Origin of the sequence: Pseudoflavonifractor sp. 524-17 (genome assembly GCF_009935845.1) — a bacterium.
Lineage (GTDB): Bacteria > Bacillota > Clostridia > Oscillospirales > Oscillospiraceae > Pseudoflavonifractor_A.
Genome location: NZ_QWEK01000050.1, coordinates 1 through 19,116, shown reverse-complemented (window position 1 = coordinate 19,116; position 19,116 = coordinate 1). Strand labels below are relative to the sequence as shown.

The following is a 19,116-nucleotide window of genomic DNA, read 5'->3' as shown; positions in this document are numbered from 1 at the left end:
GGCTGGAAGACTCATTCAATATCCACCTATCTTATTATATAAATAAAACGGGAAAATAGCAAGACATGAAAACAGAGGATTGTGTTTTTATGGGGCAAAATCAGGAAAAAGAAGCATTGCCAATTTGTCCCGGAATCGCTATAATAAATAACGTATGCCGCCGCACACATTGCCGGCGGACGGTATCCGCTACCGGAGCAAAGAAGAAAGGAAGAAGAACCATGAGAGTGCATAAAAGGATGCTATGCGCCCTAGTATCAGGGTCCATGCTGGCTTCCATGCTGGCCCCTGCGGGCGCGGCGGCGCAGGCTGCTGAGCCCACGGCGCAGGGAAGCATCTCAGCCACCGTGCGGGTGGACTTCCCCCAGAAGCTGACCGCCCTTGAAGCGCGGAATGTGCGCGGGGCGCTGTACCAGGGTAATAAAAAACTGGTGGAGGTGCCGCTGTATCGGGAGAGCAGCGCGGTTTCGTCAGGCTATCCGGTTCAGGTGTCCCTACGCAACAAGGACGGCGGCGAACTGGGCGGCGGCGAGTGGCCGTCCTATCTGGACATGAGCGTGGACGGCTTAGCGCCGGGGACCTATACCTTAAAATTCCAGGGCAACGGATATGTCCCCTTTGAACAGCAGGTGAAGTTGGAGGATTACAGCCGCCATGTGATCCTGGGCACCGGAGACGCCACCTTTTCTCTGGGCGATGTAACCGGAGACGGAACCATTACCGCGGCGGACCGGACCGCCCTGTCCGCCGCCCTGGGCTCGGAGCAGAAAAAGGATCTGGACGTCTACGACCTGAACGGCGACGGGGAAATTGACGTGCAGGATCTGGTCTACGTCAACCACCAGCTGAAGCGGGAGGGAAACGCCGAGGTAGCGGAGACGGTGCTTCTCAAAAACCCCATAGATTTGGCTGAGACCCAAGCGGAGCTTGATGGTGTGACCGTGACAGGGGAACTCGAAAACCTCTTTGCAAGTGACGGATCCGTCACATTTCAACACGCTCTGCCTGGCACAACGATAGGCGAGCATACGGAACTGGTCCTGCCCATTGTGCTGTCCGCGCAGGTGGAGACCTCCGAGCTGCGTGTGGTTACGCCGGAGGGGGCAGGCGAGATTCAACAGGGAACGGTCCTCGTCGAGGGAGTCGATGGAAGTGGGACGCCGTTCCAGGAAGCGTTCCCCTTTGACACCCTTCCGCCGGAGGACGTCCACGCCCTGCGGGCCGCGCCTGGAAGCAATGTAATTACCATCTCCCTGGGCACCCGGGTGGCGGTGAAGAAGATCACCATCTCCGTCACCAAGACGGAGGGCGGACAGTTCGCCGTGGTGGAAAACATCCAGTTTTTGAAGGACATCGTGCCTGAGAACCCGGTGGCCCCCAACAGCGAGGTAAAGAATCTCAAGGCCGAGCCGGGAAGCGGGCAGGTGACCCTGACCTGGACAGATCTGCCCAATGTGTCCGGCTATAAGGTGGAGTACTGGCTGGAAAATGTGGACAACGCCCCGAAAAAGGAGCTGCACGTGGACGTAAACCGGGCGGTGGTGTCCGGACTGGAGGATCTGAAGACTTACGTCTTTACCGTAACCCCCACAGACGGCAGCTGGGAGGGACGGCCCTGCGCCCCGGTGACCGCCACGCCCCTGCCCGGCAAGGCGCCGGATAAGCCGGATATGGTGAGCGTGACTCCCATGGACGGCGCCCTGAGCGTGTCGTGGAAGCAGGGCAAGAGCGCGACTTACTACGAGGTCTACTACACCGACCAGGAGAACGCCCCCATATCCACCTATCAGCAGGCGGGGGGACGGCTGGAGGAGACCCGCACCACCATCACCGGCCTGACCAACGGCACCGCCTATTATCTCTATGTGGTGGCCGGGAACGACCAGGGGAAGAGCGGCCCCTCCGCAATCGCCACCGGCACGCCCAAGGCGGTGGACTACTCCCGGCCGGCGGGCATCCCCACCCAGGGGATTTTGGACAGCTCGAAAATTGAGAGCATCCGCCTGGCGGCCCCCGGAAACTATGACAAAAACTCCTATACCGCCGACGCCCCCTTCAAGCCGGAGAACATGATCGACGGGGACTACCGCACCCACTGGACCGCCAACAGCTGGAGCCGGGACGAGCACGTGATCTGTACCTTCAGGGAACCTGTGGATCTCAACGCCGCCTTCTGGGTGCCCCGGCTGGACGGCAGCTACCCCACCAACCTCCGGGCCTACAGCGTCCGGGTGTGGTACGAGGGGGAGGATTTGAACGGAGAAGGCCATCTGCTGGTCCCCAACCCCCTGGCCGGCGGCGTGGACAACGGCGGCACCGGCAGCGACGTACACACCTGGCCCAACCTGCCCAACTACAGCACGGTGAACACAGACCGCTTCGCCGTACTCCCCTTCGGCCCGGTGAAGCAGGTGAAGCAGATCAGCCTGGCCGTGGAGCAGCGGGACTATCTCACTGTCAGCCTGTCTGAGCTGATGTTCATGGAGTACGACCCGGAGCACTGCCTGCCGGAGGACATCGACAAGCTCTTTACCGACAGCCTGCGCACCCAGCTGGCCGCCGGCGTGGATCAGACCCGCATTGACGCGCTGAAAGCCCGGCTGGAGAGCGATGAGCGGAACTACTACCTCTATCCCGAGGTTATGGAGGATGAGCTGAAGCTGGCCGGGGAGCTGCTGAACAGCGGCGCCAGCAGCGGGGTAATCCTCAACGGCGTGGAATCCCGCAAGGGCACAAAGGACAATGCCTACGGTCAGGGCGGCAGTATGCTCCAGCCTCTGGGCGTAGCGGCCCGGGCGGGACAAGAGATCACCATCTACGCCGAGGGCATCCCCGCTGGGAGCAGCCTTTCCATTGTTGCCACCCAGTTCAACGCGCAGGCGTCGGCCTGGAGCGCCACGGTGGGCAGCATCTCCAACGGGCGCAATGTATTGAAGGTGCCTGCCATCGGCAGCGACGCAACCGACAGAGGCGGCAGCCTGTACTTCACCTACAGCGGGGAAACTCCGGAGAACATCCAGCTGCACGTCCGCCGGGCCGTGGACATCCCGGTGCTCAGCCTGTCCAACTGGTACCGCCTGGACAACGAGACGGCGCGCAGAGACGCCATCTCCGCCTATGTGGATGAGCTGACGGCCTACATGGACAACAGCACCATTACCGACAGCAACAAGGAAACCCACTGTCTCAACGTCACTGAGATTTCCACCCCCACGGTGCTCCTCTCTCTGCCGGCCAAGGCGGTGCTGGACAATACCGTCAATGACCCGGTAAACGCCATTTACAACAGCATCCTGGCCTGGGAGGATGTGATGCACATCTGCAAGACCACCCAGGGCATCACCAATACCTATGCAGACAACGACATGGACTCCCGGCAGAATATCCGCTGCATGACCATGTTCGAAGGGGCTTTCATGTACGCGGCGGGGAGCCACATCGGCATTGGCTACGGCTCCTGCGGCGGCATGGTCAACGGCAAGCCCATTGACCGCAATACGACGCCGTCCGCCGGCGCCAACAGCCTCTTCGGCTGGGGCATCGCCCACGAGATCGGCCACAACATGGACAAGCTGGGCAAGGCGGAGATCACCAACAATATCTACTCCATCATGGTGCAGACTTATGACGGAGCGCACAACACCCTCCCCTCCCGGCTGGAGAAGAGCAATAAGTATGCCGGCATCTTCAACAAGGTGGCCCTGGGCTATCCCGGCGCCTCCAACGATGTCTTTGTGCAGCTGGGTATGTACTGGCAGCTCCACCTGGCCTATGACGGGGCGGGCGCCGATGCCATGCGCTTCTATACCGAGTTCTTCCAGGCGTGGAAGGCGGGGACCTACTTCGACGGCGCGGCGTCCTACGACGACAAGGTGGCCCTCACCGCCGCCGCCGTGGCCGGAAGGGATCTGACGGACTTCTTTACCCGCTGGGGCATGAGCCTGAGTGAAGAGACCCAGGCCAAGCTGGACGAATACCCCGGGGAGGACCGGGCTATCTGGTACTTCAGCGACCAGAGCCGCCGGGATATCCTGGCCGGCAAGACCAGCCAGACCGGAGGCCTGACCGTGACGGCCCAGGTGAAAGCCGGCGCGGATGCCCAAGTGAAAAACAACGTGGAGCTGACCATCACCCCCAGCGGCCTGACCGACCTGCAGGGCTATGAGATCCGCCGGGACGGCAAGCCTATCGACTTTGTCATCCCCGCAAACAGTACCGATCCCATTACCTATACCGACGTCATCGGATCGGCCAACCACCGGGCTTATGTGTACAGCGTCGCGGCCTACGACACCTTGGGCGCGCAGGTCGCCTCCGGGACAGCCGACCAGGTGCGGGTGTCCTATGATAAGCTGGTGCCTGCCGACGCCTACGAGATGAAGCGCAGCGGGGACACCGTCACCTTTGAATTCACGGAGCCCACCCCGGTTTCCGGCCTGAAGCTGCTGGGCAGCAGCTGGTCCGCAGGCGGCGATTATACCGTGTCCATCCAGAATCAGGTTGTGCGTGAGAGCGGCACCCCCGGACTCACCGACCCGGTAATCGCCCAGTCCGGCAATTTCAGTGCCGGGAATATGACCACGGACGCCGGCGCCTACCTCACCTACTTCAAGATGCCCGGCGCCCCGGCGGACGACACCCGGATCTGGATCTATGACGCCTATGTGATCACCGTCACCGGAATACCGGATACGGTGGCGGCCGAGGATATCCGCCTGCTCAGCTACGCCGAGGACGACATCTCCTTCCTGGAGGGAGAGCAGGGCACCGCAGGCATTCTGGGCGCGGAGCTGGACGTGGGAGACCGCGTACTTCCCGCCGGAACCTTGGTTGTGGTAGGTAACTACCGGAGCAATCCGGCCTTCGCCACCATTAAGCTCAAGGGCCGCTTTACCAACGATGCCCTGACCGGCGACGAGGCCGGGGAGGGAAAGATGGAGGAGCGCTATCTGGCCGGCGAGTTCTATCTCTTCGCCACCGTGCCGGAGGATAAGCAGGTCAGCGACATCAGCGATGGTCTGTTTGTCTTTGTACCTGATGTACAGGCAGAGCTGGATCTCCAGGAGAAGGACCCGTGCACCGCGGTCAATGTGCTGCCCAGTATGATCCAGGCGGAGCTGGGCCGGACGGATACGGCCACTGACGCCTCCAGCCAGCACACCACCGCCACCACCACGTGGATCCACAGCCCCGGCGGAGCGGAACTGCCCACGATTATCATTGAATGATGACAGAGGGAGCGTATATGAGAAAAACCCTAGGATATTTGACAGCGTTGGGCCTGCTGGCAGGCCTGTCCCCGGCGGCGTATGCCGCCGGGACCCCCGTCCTCACCTACCAGGACAGGGGCGGCTCCGCCGTGCTGATGGTGGAGGGTATGGAGGGCAGCGTGTACGGCGCCCAGATTGAGCTGGAGGTGGACGGCAGCTATTCCCAGTCCCAGGTCAGCTTCACCCCAAATGAACCCAGCGTGTATCCACAGTGGCGGGCAGAGACCAGCGGCGGGAAGACCAAGGTAATTATCTACCTGGCGTCGGAGCGGGACACCCCCCTGCGCGGCAGCCAGATTGAGCTGGGCGAGCTGGACATGGGGGAGCGGTTCTCCATGCCGGGAAAGGCCAGCCTCACCCTGCTGTCCCAGGGGCTGGAGCCCTATGAGGAAGTCAACGGAACCGGTGGAGTCAAGAATGTAACCGTACGCCCCTCCTCCGGCGGCTCCAGCCAGAATCCGGGGGGCTCCAGCGGCTCCGATACGGAGGACGGCGAGGAAACCTACCGCGTCAGTTTGGGGGACACGGAACACGGAAGCATCAAGGTCAGCCACAGCCGGGCTGAACACGGTACCAAGATAACTGTTACCCCCATTCCGGACCGGGGCTACGAGCTGGACGATCTCTGGGTGACCAACGCCAAAGGGGACGCGGTGGCCCTGAAGGAGAACAAAAACGGCAGCTTTACCTTCACCATGCCCCGCTCCCGGGTGGAGATCTTCGCCAGCTTCCACCCCGTTGAGAGTGAGCCGGACAACAAGCCCCAGACCCCTCCCAGCTATGTGGACGTAGCCCCGGACGCCTGGTACTATGATGCGGTAAACTACGTCTCCCAGGAAAATCTGATGCTGGGGGTGGGCGACAACCGCTTCGGCCCGGACGGCACCACCACCCGCAGCATGATTGTCACCATCCTCTACCGGCTGGAGGGCAGCCCCCGGACCGGGGTCTCCCAGTTCACCGACGTGCCAGCGGGGCAGTTCTACTCTGACGCGGTGGCCTGGGCCAGTGACAATGGCATTGTAGCGGGCTACCCGGACGGCCGCTTCGGCCCCAGCGACCCCATTACCCGAGAGCAGATGGCCGCCATTCTCTACCGCTACGCCGGCTATAAGGGCCAGGATGTCAGCGCCCAGGCCGACCTGTCCGGCTACGGCGACGCGGGGACGATCAGCCAGTACGCCCTCCCCGCCCTGGGCTGGGCCAACCGCCAGGGGCTGATCACCGGCACCGATACCAATCTGCTCCTCCCCACCGGCAGCGCCACCCGGGCCCAGGTGGCCAGCATCCTTATGCGCTTCTGCCAGAACGTGCTGTGAGGAAGACAGAAGACTGAGCCCTGAAAAAGCGCACCCCCTGACGCGGATTTTTATCGCGTCAGGGGGTGCGCTTTACGGTTCGGAGCAGGGGAGGAAGGAGAAGCGGTATCCGCCCCGGCCCTCTCTCTTTCCCTCATAGATGCCGGGGGACGGGCGCGTGCTGCCGGGCTCATACCGGTCCAGATCGGGGGCTTTTGGGGTGGTGGACGGGGGAAGCGTCTCCTCCGCGGAGACACAGGCCGCCCCGGCGGTGCGGAGCTTGTGGGAAATTTCCTCCAAATCCGTCTCCAGCTCCCGCTGCATCCCGTCCAGGGCGCCCGCGCTGTCGGTGCCTGCGGCGCGGACCAGCAGAAGCTGGTCCTGAATCTGCCGGCGCCGGAGCTGGAGCCGGGCGGCTTCCTCCCCGTCCCTCCCAGGCCATGGGGCCGGGTGGGTGCGGGCCGGGGGTATCTGAATGGACATAACAAGACCTCCCTGAAGGATCTCCGGCCAGAAACGAGCTGTATGGCCGGGCCCCCTCAGTATAGCGGATGGGGCGCGGGAAGGGAAGTCCTGTCACCGGAACGGCGGGTTTTAGTACGTGAATGGTCTTACGGGGCGCACAGCAGCACCCGCACCCGGACCACATCGCCGCCGGGGCGGATCTCCACCGTGCCCCGGTACGCCTCCGCCAGGCGGCGGACGTTAGCCAGGCCGGTGCCAGGGCGGATCCGCCGGCTGCCGGCGGCGGCGTTTACCACCTCCACCGTGAGAAAGCCGGCCCGGACCCCGGCGGAGAGGGTGATCCGGCGGCGGGCGGGTTCCACCTCCCCGCAGGCGCCTATGGCGTTGTCCAGCAGATTGGCGAACAGGGCGCACAGATCCACGTCGTCAACGGGAAAGTCCGCCGGCACGCAGACCTGACAGCGGGTTTCCATCTGCCGCTCCCCGGCAAGGGCCAGCTTTTCCGCCAGCAGGGCGTCCAGCGGGGGCCGGCCGGTGGAGATCAGGGCGGGGAGCCGGGCGGCGCGGACCCGCAGCGCGCCGGCGTACCGCTGCGCCTGGTCAAACTGCCTGGCCCGGAGCAGCCCGGAGATCACCAGCAGATGGTTGTCCACGTCGTGCCGGAAGGCGGCATGGCTGGCGTTGGCACGGCCCGCCGCCTCCAGCCAGCGGCGCTGCCCCCGCAGGCGCTCCAGCTCCCGGCCCTGGCCGGACAGGCCGGCGGCGGCGGAGCAGGCCCGAAGCAGGATAAGCGCCGCGGCGGCGGTGCCCAGCAGCATCCACAGGGCGGTGAGCCGGGCGGCGGCGTCCAGCCCAGCCAGATAGCCCTCAAAGGCGGGGCTGTCCAGCCCCAGGGCGGACCGGCTCGCCCACACCAGAAGGGCGCAGGACAGGGGGAGGGCGTCAAAGCCGGCCCCGGCGGTCCGCCCCAGGGCGGCGGCGTAGCGCCGCCGGAGAATCCCCAGGCCGGAGAACAAGAGGAGATCCAGCGTCAGGGTGAGCGCAATCTGGAGGAGCGTGCCCAGGGCGGGCGAGGGCAACGTGCGGGACAGCCACGACATGACCAGGGCGGAGATCCCCTCCAGAAGGGTGGCAAAGACGGTGAGCACCGTCAGCGGGAGGGCCAGGGCGGCAGCGGGAATCCGGAGGACAAGCCGACCAAAGCCCGCCAGGGCCAGCAGGGAGAGAAAAAAGCCCGCGGGACAGCCCAGGACAAGGGCGGTCAGAGTGAGCAGGCTGCTCACGGCCAGCCAAAGGGCACGGCAGCCCCGCCGGGGGGCGGGGGCCGCGGCGCTCAGGAAGTCAAAGGCGGCCCAGGAGACAAGGCCGTTGGACAGCAGCCACCACAGGCGGAGCAGTACAGCGCACTTCACGGCGTCATCCCCCCTTGGCAGGCGTCCAGCAGGCGCCGGGCGAAGTCCCGCTGCTTTCGCCGGGCGATGAGCACCCGGCCGCCGCCGGTTACCACCCCATAGCCCGGCCGCAGCTCCGCCACATGGTTCAGATTGACCAGATAGCTCCTGTGGCAGCGGAAGAAGTTGGGGCCTAGGGCCGGCTCAAGGGCGTCCAGCGCGCCCCAGAAGGAGAACCTGCCGGTGAGGGTATGCACGGTAATCTGGTGGTTCAGCGCCTCGCAGCAGAGGATGTCCCCCTCAAATACCCTGGTCATGCCGCCGTCCCCGGGGAGGAGCAGGGCCCTCCCCCGGCGCTGCGCCCGCTGGCCCATGGCCCGGTCCAGGGCGGGGAAGAGCTTGTCCCGGTCCACGGGCTTGAGGAGATAGTGCACCGCGTCCAGGGCGAAGGCCTGGACGGCGTAGCGAGGGTAGGCGGTGATGAAAATCACCTGACCGGTCCCGCCCCGGGCCCGCAGGGCGGAGACCAGCTCCATCCCGTCCGCCCCGGGGAGCCTGATGTCCATGAGAAAGAGGTCCGCCCCCCACCCGGACGCCAGCAGCGCCTCCCCGTCGGGAAAGGCCCGGATGGACGCCTCGGCCTGACGGGCGTCAAAGTACGCCCGGACCAGCTCCTCCAGCCAGACGCGGAAATAGGACTCATCCTCGCAGATGGCGACGGTAATCATGGCAGACCTCCTGTAGATGGGGCTTTGGGAGACTCCTGGCCGCTACTTCCGGTTTTTGTCCCGGACAAAGATGTGCTTGACATGGGGCAGGTTGGTGGAGCGCACGTCGATTTCAAACCGGTCCAGGGCTTTGAACAGCTTGGTCAGCTTGGAAAAGCCAAAATTCCGCGGGTCAAAGTCGGGCTGCTTTTTCAGCAGGAAATTCCCCAGTTCCCCCATAAAGGCGTAGCCGTCCTCGTCGGCTATGGCCTCCAGGGAGTCGGCCAGCAGCTCCTCCACCTCCGGCGGCACTCCCTGCTCCGCCCCGGGGACGGCTGGACTCTCCGGGGGCTGGGCGGGTTTGGGCTCCGGCTCAGGCTGCCTGGCCTTTTTGGGTGCCTTCTTCTTTGCCGGCTGCCTGGCCGCGCTCTTCGCCGGCTCCGGCTCCCGCTTCTCCCGCTCGGCCTTGGCGGCGGCCCGCTCCCGCTCCCCCGCCGCCCGGATGACCTCAATATAGACGAATTTGTCACAGGCCACGATGAAGGGGTTGGGGGTCTTCCGTTCCCCCATGCCGTAGACCTTCATGCCCGCCTCCCGCAGGCGGGTGGCCAGGCGGGTGAAGTCGCTGTCGCTGGACACCAGCACAAAGCCGTCCACCCGGCCGGAGTAGAGCACGTCCATGGCGTCGATGATCATGGCCGAGTCGGTGGCGTTTTTCCCGGTGGTGTAGGCGTACTGCTGGATGGGGGCGATGGCGTTCTCCAGCAGCAGGGGCTTCCAGCTGGCCATGTTGGGGCTGGTCCAGTCCCCGTAGATCCGTTTGATGGTGGGCGTTCCGTAGACCGCCACCTCAGCCATTACGTCCTTAATGGCCGTGCGCGGGGCGTTGTCGGCGTCGATCAGGACGGCAAGACGCAAATCTCCCCGCTCCATTACAGCACAAAGTGGAAGAAGCGGAGCATCTCATACCAGTCGTCCGTAGAGAAGCAGACGTTTTTCCCGTCCTCCAGACTGGCGCCGGGGTAAAACTGCCGGGCGTAGGCCGCCTGGTGCTCCCGGAAGCGGACCACCGCGTCAAACTGCTCCGGCATAGGTACCGGGCACCGCTTTCCATTGCGGGCCGCCCGCCTGGCACCGGCCCGGATGGCCTTGATGGCCTTGTCCGGGTGCATGGACACCACCGCGCCCCCCCGGCCCTCGTGTACCGGCACCGCTGTAATATTGGGAATCAGCTCCTGGGCGAAGTCGCACACCGCCCGGTCCCCGCTGATAAAGGGGACTGCCGCCCCGTAGTACCCCGCGGTATAGGCGTTCATCAGAAACTCGCTCATCTGCACGCCGTTGAGGGTGATAAACTCGCTGTTTAAATTCACCGTGTGGGACAGGGGGCTGCCGCCGCACCCCGCCCAGGCGTGGTATCCGGTGAAAAACACCCCATCATACCCCCCCTGGTCCAGACCGCTCATCATGTGCAGGGGGTCGCCGGTCCAGCCCCGCATCATCTGCACCCCCTCTGGAAGCTGGGCGGGGTCGATATTCCGGGCGGTGCTGTGGCCGTCCCGGACGAAGACCTCCGCCGCGCCGGCCTCTATGGCCCCCTCGCAGGCTGCCCGCACCTCCAACGTCATCTGCCGCCGGAAGTAGTTATAGTCGTAGGGGGTGTCCCGCCTGGCCTCCTGCCAGTCCGCAATCCCACAGGTCCCCTCAATATCCGCGCTGAGGAAAATACGCATCGTGCCCTGTCCTTTCTCCGGTCTCCCGGTCTGTTCGTCTTCCTTCCGTCTCATAAGCTGTCCCAATCGCCTCCGCATAGCATCTTTGCAGCTGAACGCCCTGGCGGATGGCGCGGCTCCTTAATCTGACCTTATCACATTTTCATTATCTGGCACTTTCCTTATGGTCAGATTTCCGTATAATAGAGCTCAGGAATTTTATCTCACAAGTATCGTATCCGAAGGAGGTCTTACCTATGTCCCAGATCACCCAAACCCGGGCCGCCGCCCGGCAGAAGCTCCGGCTGCTGGTCTTTTCTGCCCTCTTCGCCGCGCTGATCGCCGTGGCCATCCTGGCTCTCTTTCATATCCCCATCCCCACCGGCTATATCCATCTGGGGGATACCTTTATCTATCTGGCCGGGTGCCTGCTCCCCACTCCCTACGCGGTGGCGGCAGCGGCCATCGGCGCCGGCCTGGCGGATCTGCTCACCTATCCCATGTGGGTCCTGCCCACTCTGGTCATCAAGGGGCTGGTGGTGGCCCTCTTCACCGCCAAATCTGACCGGTTCCTCTGCCGGCGCAACCTCGCCGCCGCCGTCCTGGCCTGCCTTCTCTCCCCCGGCGCCTACGCCCTGGCGGTGATCCCCCTCACCGGTCAGGCGGCCAGCGCCCTGCCCCAGTTTACCGGCACCTTGATTCAGGCCGTGAGCAACGGCGTCTTCTTCTTCCTCACCGGCGGCGCGCTGGACGCCTGCCGCGCCAAAGCCCGGATTGCTTCCGCCCTGTAAGCGCCGCAAAACAGGCGGCTGGAGGGACTCAGAAGCAGTTCCAATGGACGCAGCACAAATCTTTGCGGCCCAAACTGTCCCCGGCAATCCTGCCCCGCGAATTGACAGGTCCTGGAAAATGGCACCGCTTCTCAGGCCGCTCTCCCCGCCGCCTGTCTTCGTCCCCCGGTCAGATCTCCGACGTCACCAGCTTCACCAGCACCTGGGTCATCTTCTCCAGGGCCTGGGTGGGGATGTACTCGTGTACGCTGTGGAAGTTCAAGCCGCCGGTACACAGATTGGGACAGGGCAGGCCCATGTACGACAGCCGCGCCCCGTCGGTGCCCCCCCGGATGGGGACCTCCACCGGCTGGACCCCGCAGGCCTCCATGGCCGCCCGGGCCTTCAGGATCAGGTACATATGGGGCTCAATCTGCTCCCGCATATTGTAGTACTGGTCCGTCAGGGCAAGCTCCACCGTATCTTCGCCATATTTGCCGTTCAAATAGGCAGCGATGTCCTCCATAGTCTTTTTCCGCGCCTCAAATCTGGTCCGGTCGTGATCTCGGATGATGTAGGACAGCCGGGCCTCGGTCTCGTCCCCTTTCATCCATGATAGATGGTAAAATCCCTCATAGCCCTCGGTGTGGGCGGGGGTCTCTGCGGGTGGCAGCAGAGAGGCGAACTCGTGGGCGATGAGCAGGGCGTTTTTCATCTTGTTCTTGGCGGATCCGGGGTGGATGTTGATCCCATGAACCGTCACCTCTGCCCCAGCGGCGTTGAAGTTTTCATACTCCAGCTCCCCCAGCGCGCCGCCGTCCACCGTATAGGCCACCGCCGCCCCGAAGCCCTCCACATTGAAGTGGTCCGCCCCCCGGCCCACCTCCTCATCGGTGGTGAAGCCCACCGCCACCCGGCCGTGGGGGATCTCCGGATGGGCCAGCAGGTAGTCTATGGCGCTGATGATCTCCGCAATCCCCGCCTTGTCGTCCGCCCCCAGCAGGGTGGTGCCGTCGGTGACAATCAGCTCCTGCCCCACGCAGGCGGACAGGCTCTCAAACTTGCCGGCCTCCATTATAATGTGCTTCTCCTGGTTAAGCACAATATCCCCGCCCTCGTACCGGAGGATCCGCGGCTTGACATTGGCCCCCGGCGCGGCGCAGGCGGTGTCCATATGGGCGATAAGGCCCATGCAGGGGATGCCCTCGCACCCCGGGGTCGCCGGCAGCCAGGCGTACACATAGCCATACTCATCCATGTGGGCGTTTTGCAGGCCCAGCTGGGACAGCTCCGCCGCCAGCTCCGCCCCCAATACCTTCTGCTTCTCCGTGGAGGGGGTAGCACCGCTGTCCGCGTCGGATTGGGTATCAAAGGAGACGTAGTGTAAAAAACGTTCTATTACATTCATAAGCAGATCTTCCTTTCCAGGGGCCGGGGCCTTTTTGCGCAGCCCCGGCCCCTGTCAATCCATTCTCTATTATTTCCGGCCCGTCTCAATATAGACGCCGCGCGCTCCGCTCCAGCCCACCTGGAAGCCCAAAATCTCCCCCAGATCCCGCAGCTTGTAGTAGGTGTATCCGTTTCCGGCTTCATCCTTGAGCACGATAGCCATACAGGAGACGTCCCTGCCGTTGACCCGCGTAGGGGCGGAGGCGTTCTCATAGGGCTGGTCGCCGGAGAAGGGAGTGGGGAACTCGGATCCGTCCGCCGTGTAGGCCGCCCCGGGAATAAGGTTCACCGCCCCGTCCCAGCTCACCTGGAACTGGGCTTCGGTGCCATTAAGGGCCTTGGCTATGTCCCGCAGCTTGATGTAGTTGGTGCCGTTGCCGCTGGCGTCCTTGAGGGCGTAGGCCGCAAACTGGACGGGGACCCCGTCCACCTCAATGAACTGAGTGGAGGCATAGGCCAGGGGCCGGGCGGCATTGGCGTAGCGGTTGAGCGTGATGGTCATGTACTCCGCTGGACAGCAGCCCCAGATGACTCCTTCCACGCCGCCGCCCCACTCGTGGCCTGCCAGGGCCTTTCCATCCCCGTTCCACTTGGCCTCCCAGGCGTCAAACTGGGCCTGCGTGGCCGGACTTCCATCAATTTGAAACACCTGGGGGGCGCTGAGGTCCCCTCTGTCATCTATAAGGTTCCACTGGGCCCGTGTGGAGGGCTGGGTGGAAATTCTGCCGTTCCCAAAGGGGAATATTTGTCCGTCATAGGCGGAACCGTCAGAGCCGAGGGAACCGCCTGAAAACACATAAGAATCATAGACTGCCAGTTGACTCCCATAGTGATCCAGTTCCAGCTCCACCGCCTGTCCGTTCTGGTACTGCCAGATCCCAAAGGTACCCAGCTCGCCCCAGTAACAGCCGCTGTCGCTCCAATCGCCCCAGCTCTCATCCACCAATCCGCCCGCGAAAAACAGAGCCGGGTTTCCATTTCCGGTGTCAAAAAGGGCGGCGTAACAGCGTATGACGCCGCCCTCCACCCAGTCCAGGGCGGCCCTCTGCTGCTCCAGGGCGGCGGTTCGGGCCTGAATCACACCGGCGAACGCCTGGGCCTGGTCGGCGCTCATATTGCACTTGGCAGGATCCCCATAGTAGGCCACCGCCTTCAGCAGGGCCTGCGGCTCGCCGGAGGCGGCCCCCGCCGGAAGGCTCATCATCGCCCATGCCAGTACCAACAGCACCGCCAAAACTCGCTTCTTCATGTTCCAATCTCCTTTCGTCTGCCTCTGTTCCCTTTCCACACGTCCGCCCCCGCCCGCTTGACAGAGTCCGCGCCGCCTGCTACACTGTCAGTATCTTCCATACACTCCTTCTCAGATACTAAGGAAGTGCCTGGAACAAAGTATCATCTCCGCCGTGCGGCTATTATATCACAGAGGACGGAAAAATTCTATGACAACCTTTCAAGAATTTACACTTTCTTCCACCGATGGCTGCCACCAGCTCCATACCTGTCTGTGGATGCCCTCCCAGCCCCCCCGGGCGGCGGTCCAGCTGGTCCACGGCATCTCCGAGCATATGGGCCGCTATGACGACTTCGCCCGCTTCCTCAATGACCACGGCTTCGCCGTCCTGGGCCACGACCACCTGGGCCACGGCCGCACCGCCGGACCGGGAGAGTTCGGCTTCCTGGGGGAGAGAGACGGCTGGGACCACCTGGTTCAGGACATCTCCGCCGTCCGTCAGACGGGCGCCGCCCGGTTCCCCAAGCTCCCCTATGCCATTTTGGGACACTCTATGGGCTCATTCGCTGTGCGCACCTACCTCATCCGCTATCCCGGCACAGTGGATGCCGCCATCCTCTCCGGCACCGGACAGGAGCCCGCCCCCCTGGTGGCCCTGGGCAAAGCGCTCTCCTCCCTCCTGGCCGCCCTCCGGGGATCCAACTCCCGCAGCAAGCTGGTCACCTCCCTCTCCCTGGGGGCCTATAACCGGCAGTTCCGGCCCAACCGCACCGCCAACGACTGGATTAGCCGGGATGAAGCGGTGGTGGACGCCTACAACGCCGACCCCTATTGCCAGTTCGTCCCCACGGTGGGCATGTTCCGCGATATGATGGGCGGGCTGCAAATCATCGCCAACCCAGACAACCTGGCCAAAATGGACCCTGCCACCCCCGTCCTCTTTTTCTCCGGCGACCGGGACCCGGTGGGGGCCAGCGGGAAGGGCGTACAAAAGGTAGCCGGCCTCTTCCGCGCCGCCGGCGTCCGGGATGTCACCGTCAAGCTCTATCCGGAGGGCCGGCACGAGATGCTCAATGAGCGGAACCGGGAGGAGGTCTATCGGGATGTCCTGGGTTGGCTGGAAGGCCATTTGAAGTTAGACTAAATAACCGGGGGCGCTGGATTGCCCAGAGATTTTGTCTTTGGGCGGGTTTCCGCACGGCGGCGCGGCCGGAGATACGCACTTTCCCCCATCTAAAACCATAAAGAGAGTCCGGCAGGACGGGAGCATGATAGGCCCCCGCCCTGCCGGACTCTTTTGCGTTAAGCGCAGCGTTTTCAGTGACAGCCGCGGCAGTTTCCGCAGTCGCCGTTACAGCCCCCGCCGCACTTGCGGGATTTCCGCATAGACCGGACGGCCAATGCCGCAGCAGCAGTCAGCGCGGCAATCACAATGATATTTCCCAAGATCGCAGGCATGTCAGCCCCTCCTTTCCAGACCGGTTATTTCGCCGCGGCAGCAGCCACGGAACTCAAATTACGGGAATGCTCCTCACCCCGGTAGCCCTTGCGCGCCAGCAGGTAGACCATGCCGGCCAGAGCGGCGGCGGCAATGACTGTCCAGACGTTGAAGCGCACCAGCCCCATAGCCAGACCGCCCAGCTGGTAGACGATCAGCGCGCATACATAGGCAAAGCCGCACATGTAGCCGATCGCGGCCAAAGTCCACTTGGCGTTGTTCATCTCCCGCTTGATGGCGCCCATGGCGGCAAAGCAGGGGGCGCAGAGCAGGTTGAAGATCATAAAGGAATAGGCGGAAATGGCGGTGAAAGTTGTGCCGATATTCATGGTCAGGTTGCCGGGGAACAGCACACCCATCGTAGAAACCACCTCTTCCTTGGCAATCAGGCCGGTGATGGTGGCCACAGCGGCCTGCCAGATGCCAAAGCCCAGGGGCGCGAAGAGCACCGCAATAACGCCGCCCACAGCGGCCAGGACGGAATCGGCACTGTCCTCCACCATACCGAAGCCCCCGCCGGTAAAGCCAAAGCTCTGGAGGAACCACAGGATGATCGTAGACAGCAGGATGATGGTCCCGGCCCGCTTGATGAAGGACCAGCCCCGCTCCCACATGGAGCGAAGGACGCTGCCGGCGGAGGGAGCGTGATAGGCAGGCAGCTCCATGACGAAGGGGGCGGGCTCCCCGGCGAATGCCTTAAATTTCTTCAGCATGATGCCGGAGATTACCACAGCGGCCACACCAATGAAGTAGGCCGAGGTGGCGACCAGAGAGGATCCGCCGAACAGCGCCCCGGCGAACAGGGCGATAATGGGCATTTTTGCGCCGCAGGGGATAAAGCCCGTGGTCATGATGGTCATTTTCCGGTCCCGGTCCTGCTCAATGGTTCGGGAGGCCATGATGCCGGGAACACCGCAGCCGGTGGCCACCAGCATGGGGATGAAGCTCTTGCCGCTGAGACCAAAGCGGCGGAAGATACGGTCCATGATGAAGGCGATCCGGGCCATGTAGCCCACGTCCTCCAGGATAGCAAGCAGCAGGAACAGCACCAGCATTTGCGGTACAAAGCCCAAGACAGCGCCCACACCGCCCACAACGCCGTCCAGGAGCAGGCCAGACAGCACATCATTGACATTCATGGCCTCCAATGCGTTCCCAATCAATACCGGAATACCAGGCACCCAAATTCCATACGCAGAGGGATCCGGCTGCGTTACCGTCAATGCCTCGGCATAGACCGCCTCGCTGACCTCCAGTTCATTGGTTTCACCGGCCTCGTCATCGTACAGATAGGCTACAGTCTGCCCGTTCTCGTATGCCTCAATGATGACGCCGGCTTCCTCAAACGCGCCCGCGGCCTCATTATAGCCGTCCACATCGGAACCGGAGAAGGGCAGGAACCAGCCGTCCCCAAACAGGCCGTCGTTGGCCCAATCGGTGGCGGCGGTACCGATGGAGATGCCCCAGCCGCCCATGGCAATGGCATATACCAGGAACATCACCGCTACGAAGATAGGCAGCGCCAGAATGCGGTTCGTCACTACCTGGTCGATCTTGTCCGAGACGGAAAGGCTGTGCTTCGCCGCTTTTTTCTTCACGGCCTTTGTGACCACAGAATGGATGTAGGCGTACCGCTGGTTGGTGATGATGCTCTCCGCGTCATCGTCCAGCTCCTTCTCGCAGTCGGCGATGTGCTGCTCCAGGTGGGCTTTCAGGTCTGGGGTAAGGCTCAGTTCCTCCAGAACTTTCTCGTCCCGCTCAAAAATCTTGATGGCGTACCAGCGCAGATAGCGCTCCGCCACCTCGCCCTGGATGGACTCCTCAATGTGGGCCAGGGCGTGTTCTACGCTTCCGGTGAACACATGGGGCAGCTCCCCGGTCTGCTTCTCCTGGGCCAGAGCTATTGCTTTCCCGGCAGCGGCCATGCCGCCCTCGCCCTTGAGGGCGCTCATCCCCACCACCTCGCAACCAAGGGCGGCCCCCAGCTTGGCAAAGTCAATGGTATCGCCGTTTTTCCGCACCAGGTCGATCATGTTTACTGCCACCACCACGGGAAGGCCCAATTCGATGAGCTGGGTGGTGAGGTAGAGGTTGCGTTCAATATTCGTCCCGTCCACGATGTTGAGAATGGCGTCCGGCTGTTCCTTTACCAGATACGACCGGCTCACCACCTCTTCCAGCGTGTAGGGGGACAGAGAGTAGATGCCAGGCAGGTCCTGAATGACCACGTCCCTGTGGCCTTTCAGCTTGCCCTCCTTCTTTTCCACCGTGACGCCGGGCCAGTTGCCCACATACTGGCTGGAGCCGGTCAGGCCGTTGAACAAGGTGGTCTTGCCGCAGTTGGGATTGCCTGCCAAGGCAATTTTAATATCCATGTTAACGCTCTCCTTTCAAATGTTAGTCATAGCTAACTTTCGAGGCAAATAATAGCGGCCCCGCGCCGCGTTGATTTATTGGACCTCGATCATCTCCGCGTCACCCTTGCGGATGGACAGCTCATAGCCCCGGACATTCAATTCCATGGGGTCCCCCAGGGGGGCCACCTTGCGGACGAAGAGCTCCACACCCTTGGTGATGCCCATGTCCATAATCCGGCGCTTCACCGGGCCCTCCCCATGCAGCCGCGCAACGGTTGCGCTCTCGCCCACCTTAACATCCTTCAGCGTTTTCATATTGCACTCCTCCTTCTGCCCTATTGTCACACTGCGCCTGTCCGCAGCGGCCCAGACACCCTTTTAAATCATAATGCGGTTCGCCATCGTCTTATCCAGCGCAATCCGGCTGTCTTTCACCTGCACAATCAGGTTCCCCGCGATTTCGCTGACCACCGTCACGGCGCTGTCCACCACAAAGCCCAGCTCCGCCAGATGCTGGCGCACCTCGTCTTTGCCGGAAATTTTGCGAATCATGACGGTCTCCCCCGCCTTTGCCATTGTCAGCGGCATCATTTCTTCGCCTCCTTTTTATGGGGTTAGCACTTTCTAACCCAGAAACCGGCCTTAGTTTACTACGGCTAACTGTTATTGTCAAGACCCTTTTCGCAAAAACTTTCTTTTTTAGTTAGAATGTGCTAACCAACACACAGAAGCTCCTGCGGCCGGAGGTTTTTTTGTGGATCTCCACAAGTTCGAAGGGTATTCCGCCCCGCTTTTCTTGCGTCTCAAATCATATACATTTTGGACAGCAGTGGTTGGTTCTTTGGCCCTTCGTTCAACACAATATTATTTTTGTTTGTTTTCAATCCGGTCCTAGAGTCTGTTTAAAACCTGTCAAAGTAACCATCTAAGGATACATGCAAGGCAGACAACAGCCCGGAAATAGAGTG

Annotated in this window: 15 protein-coding genes; 4 read left to right on the top strand and 11 right to left on the bottom strand. The window is 62.6% G+C overall.

Going from position 1 to position 19,116, the window contains the following annotated elements; genetic code table 11:
* Positions 1 to 221 precede the first annotated feature (221 nt).
* Positions 222 to 5,228: a M60 family metallopeptidase gene (locus D1159_RS15290; RefSeq protein WP_161846516.1), complete on the top strand. Its 5,007-nt coding sequence runs from the start codon at positions 222 to 224 to the stop codon at positions 5,226 to 5,228.
* Positions 5,229 to 5,245: 17 nt separating this feature from the next.
* On the top strand, positions 5,246 to 6,589 hold the full coding sequence (locus D1159_RS19785; RefSeq protein ID WP_243152324.1) for an S-layer homology domain-containing protein: 1,344 nt from the start codon (positions 5,246 to 5,248) through the stop codon (positions 6,587 to 6,589).
* A 72-nt stretch (positions 6,590 to 6,661) separates the two neighbouring features.
* Here D1159_RS19785 and D1159_RS15275 read toward each other — a convergent pair whose 3' ends face one another.
* From D1159_RS15275 to D1159_RS15255, 5 genes are all read right to left on the bottom strand, one after another.
* Complete coding sequence (locus tag D1159_RS15275; RefSeq protein ID WP_161846514.1) at positions 6,662 to 7,051, bottom strand: hypothetical protein; 390 nt, start codon at positions 7,049 to 7,051, stop codon at positions 6,662 to 6,664.
* 128 nt (positions 7,052 to 7,179) lie between these two features.
* On the bottom strand, positions 7,180 to 8,445 hold the full coding sequence (locus D1159_RS20270) for a GHKL domain-containing protein (protein ID WP_161846513.1): 1,266 nt from the start codon (positions 8,443 to 8,445) through the stop codon (positions 7,180 to 7,182).
* Positions 8,442 to 9,152, bottom strand: a complete 711-nt coding sequence (locus tag D1159_RS15265) for a LytTR family DNA-binding domain-containing protein (protein ID WP_161846512.1) — start codon at positions 9,150 to 9,152, stop codon at positions 8,442 to 8,444. The genes D1159_RS20270 and D1159_RS15265 overlap by 4 nt, the downstream gene beginning before the upstream one ends.
* Positions 9,153 to 9,194: 42 nt before the next feature.
* Entirely contained in the window at positions 9,195 to 10,064 is an 870-nt protein-coding gene (locus tag D1159_RS15260; RefSeq protein WP_161846511.1) for an NYN domain-containing protein, read from the bottom strand.
* Complete coding sequence (locus D1159_RS15255) at positions 10,064 to 10,918, bottom strand: M55 family metallopeptidase (protein ID WP_243152323.1); 855 nt, start codon at positions 10,916 to 10,918, stop codon at positions 10,064 to 10,066. Before D1159_RS15255 ends, D1159_RS15260 begins: the two co-directional genes overlap by 1 nt.
* Before the next feature lie 182 nt (positions 10,919 to 11,100).
* Between D1159_RS15255 and D1159_RS15250 the strand changes: the two genes are divergently transcribed.
* Complete coding sequence (locus tag D1159_RS15250) at positions 11,101 to 11,634, top strand: TIGR04002 family protein (RefSeq protein WP_161846510.1); 534 nt, start codon at positions 11,101 to 11,103, stop codon at positions 11,632 to 11,634.
* Positions 11,635 to 11,803: 169 nt separating this feature from the next.
* Here the strand turns inward: D1159_RS15250 and pepT are convergent, their stop codons facing one another.
* Together pepT and D1159_RS15240 are read right to left on the bottom strand one after the other, a co-directional pair.
* Positions 11,804 to 13,021 carry a peptidase T gene (gene pepT, locus D1159_RS15245; protein ID WP_161846509.1) on the bottom strand — a complete coding sequence of 406 codons (1,218 nt, stop codon included), beginning with the start codon at positions 13,019 to 13,021 and terminating at the stop codon, positions 11,804 to 11,806.
* Positions 13,022 to 13,090: 69 nt separating this feature from the next.
* Positions 13,091 to 14,311, bottom strand: a complete 1,221-nt coding sequence (locus D1159_RS15240; protein ID WP_161846508.1) for a hypothetical protein — start codon at positions 14,309 to 14,311, stop codon at positions 13,091 to 13,093.
* A 190-nt stretch (positions 14,312 to 14,501) separates the two neighbouring features.
* Here D1159_RS15240 and D1159_RS15235 point away from each other — a divergent pair, with 190 nt between their 5' ends.
* Positions 14,502 to 15,437: an alpha/beta hydrolase gene (locus tag D1159_RS15235; protein WP_161846507.1), complete on the top strand. Its 936-nt coding sequence runs from the start codon at positions 14,502 to 14,504 to the stop codon at positions 15,435 to 15,437.
* A gap of 173 nt (positions 15,438 to 15,610) precedes the next feature.
* Here the strand turns inward: D1159_RS15235 and D1159_RS15230 are convergent, their stop codons facing one another.
* The 4 genes from D1159_RS15230 to D1159_RS15215 form a co-directional block, all read right to left on the bottom strand.
* Entirely contained in the window at positions 15,611 to 15,751 is a 141-nt protein-coding gene (locus D1159_RS15230) for a FeoB-associated Cys-rich membrane protein (RefSeq protein WP_161846506.1), read from the bottom strand.
* Between the two features lie 24 nt (positions 15,752 to 15,775).
* Entirely contained in the window at positions 15,776 to 18,166 is a 2,391-nt protein-coding gene (locus D1159_RS15225; RefSeq protein ID WP_161846505.1) for a ferrous iron transporter B, read from the bottom strand.
* Between the two features lie 75 nt (positions 18,167 to 18,241).
* Positions 18,242 to 18,463 carry a FeoA family protein gene (locus D1159_RS15220; protein WP_161846504.1) on the bottom strand — a complete coding sequence of 74 codons (222 nt, stop codon included), beginning with the start codon at positions 18,461 to 18,463 and terminating at the stop codon, positions 18,242 to 18,244.
* A gap of 63 nt (positions 18,464 to 18,526) precedes the next feature.
* Positions 18,527 to 18,739, bottom strand: coding sequence for a FeoA family protein (locus tag D1159_RS15215; protein ID WP_161846503.1), 213 nt, complete (start codon positions 18,737 to 18,739; stop codon positions 18,527 to 18,529).
* Positions 18,740 to 19,116 lie beyond the last annotated feature (377 nt).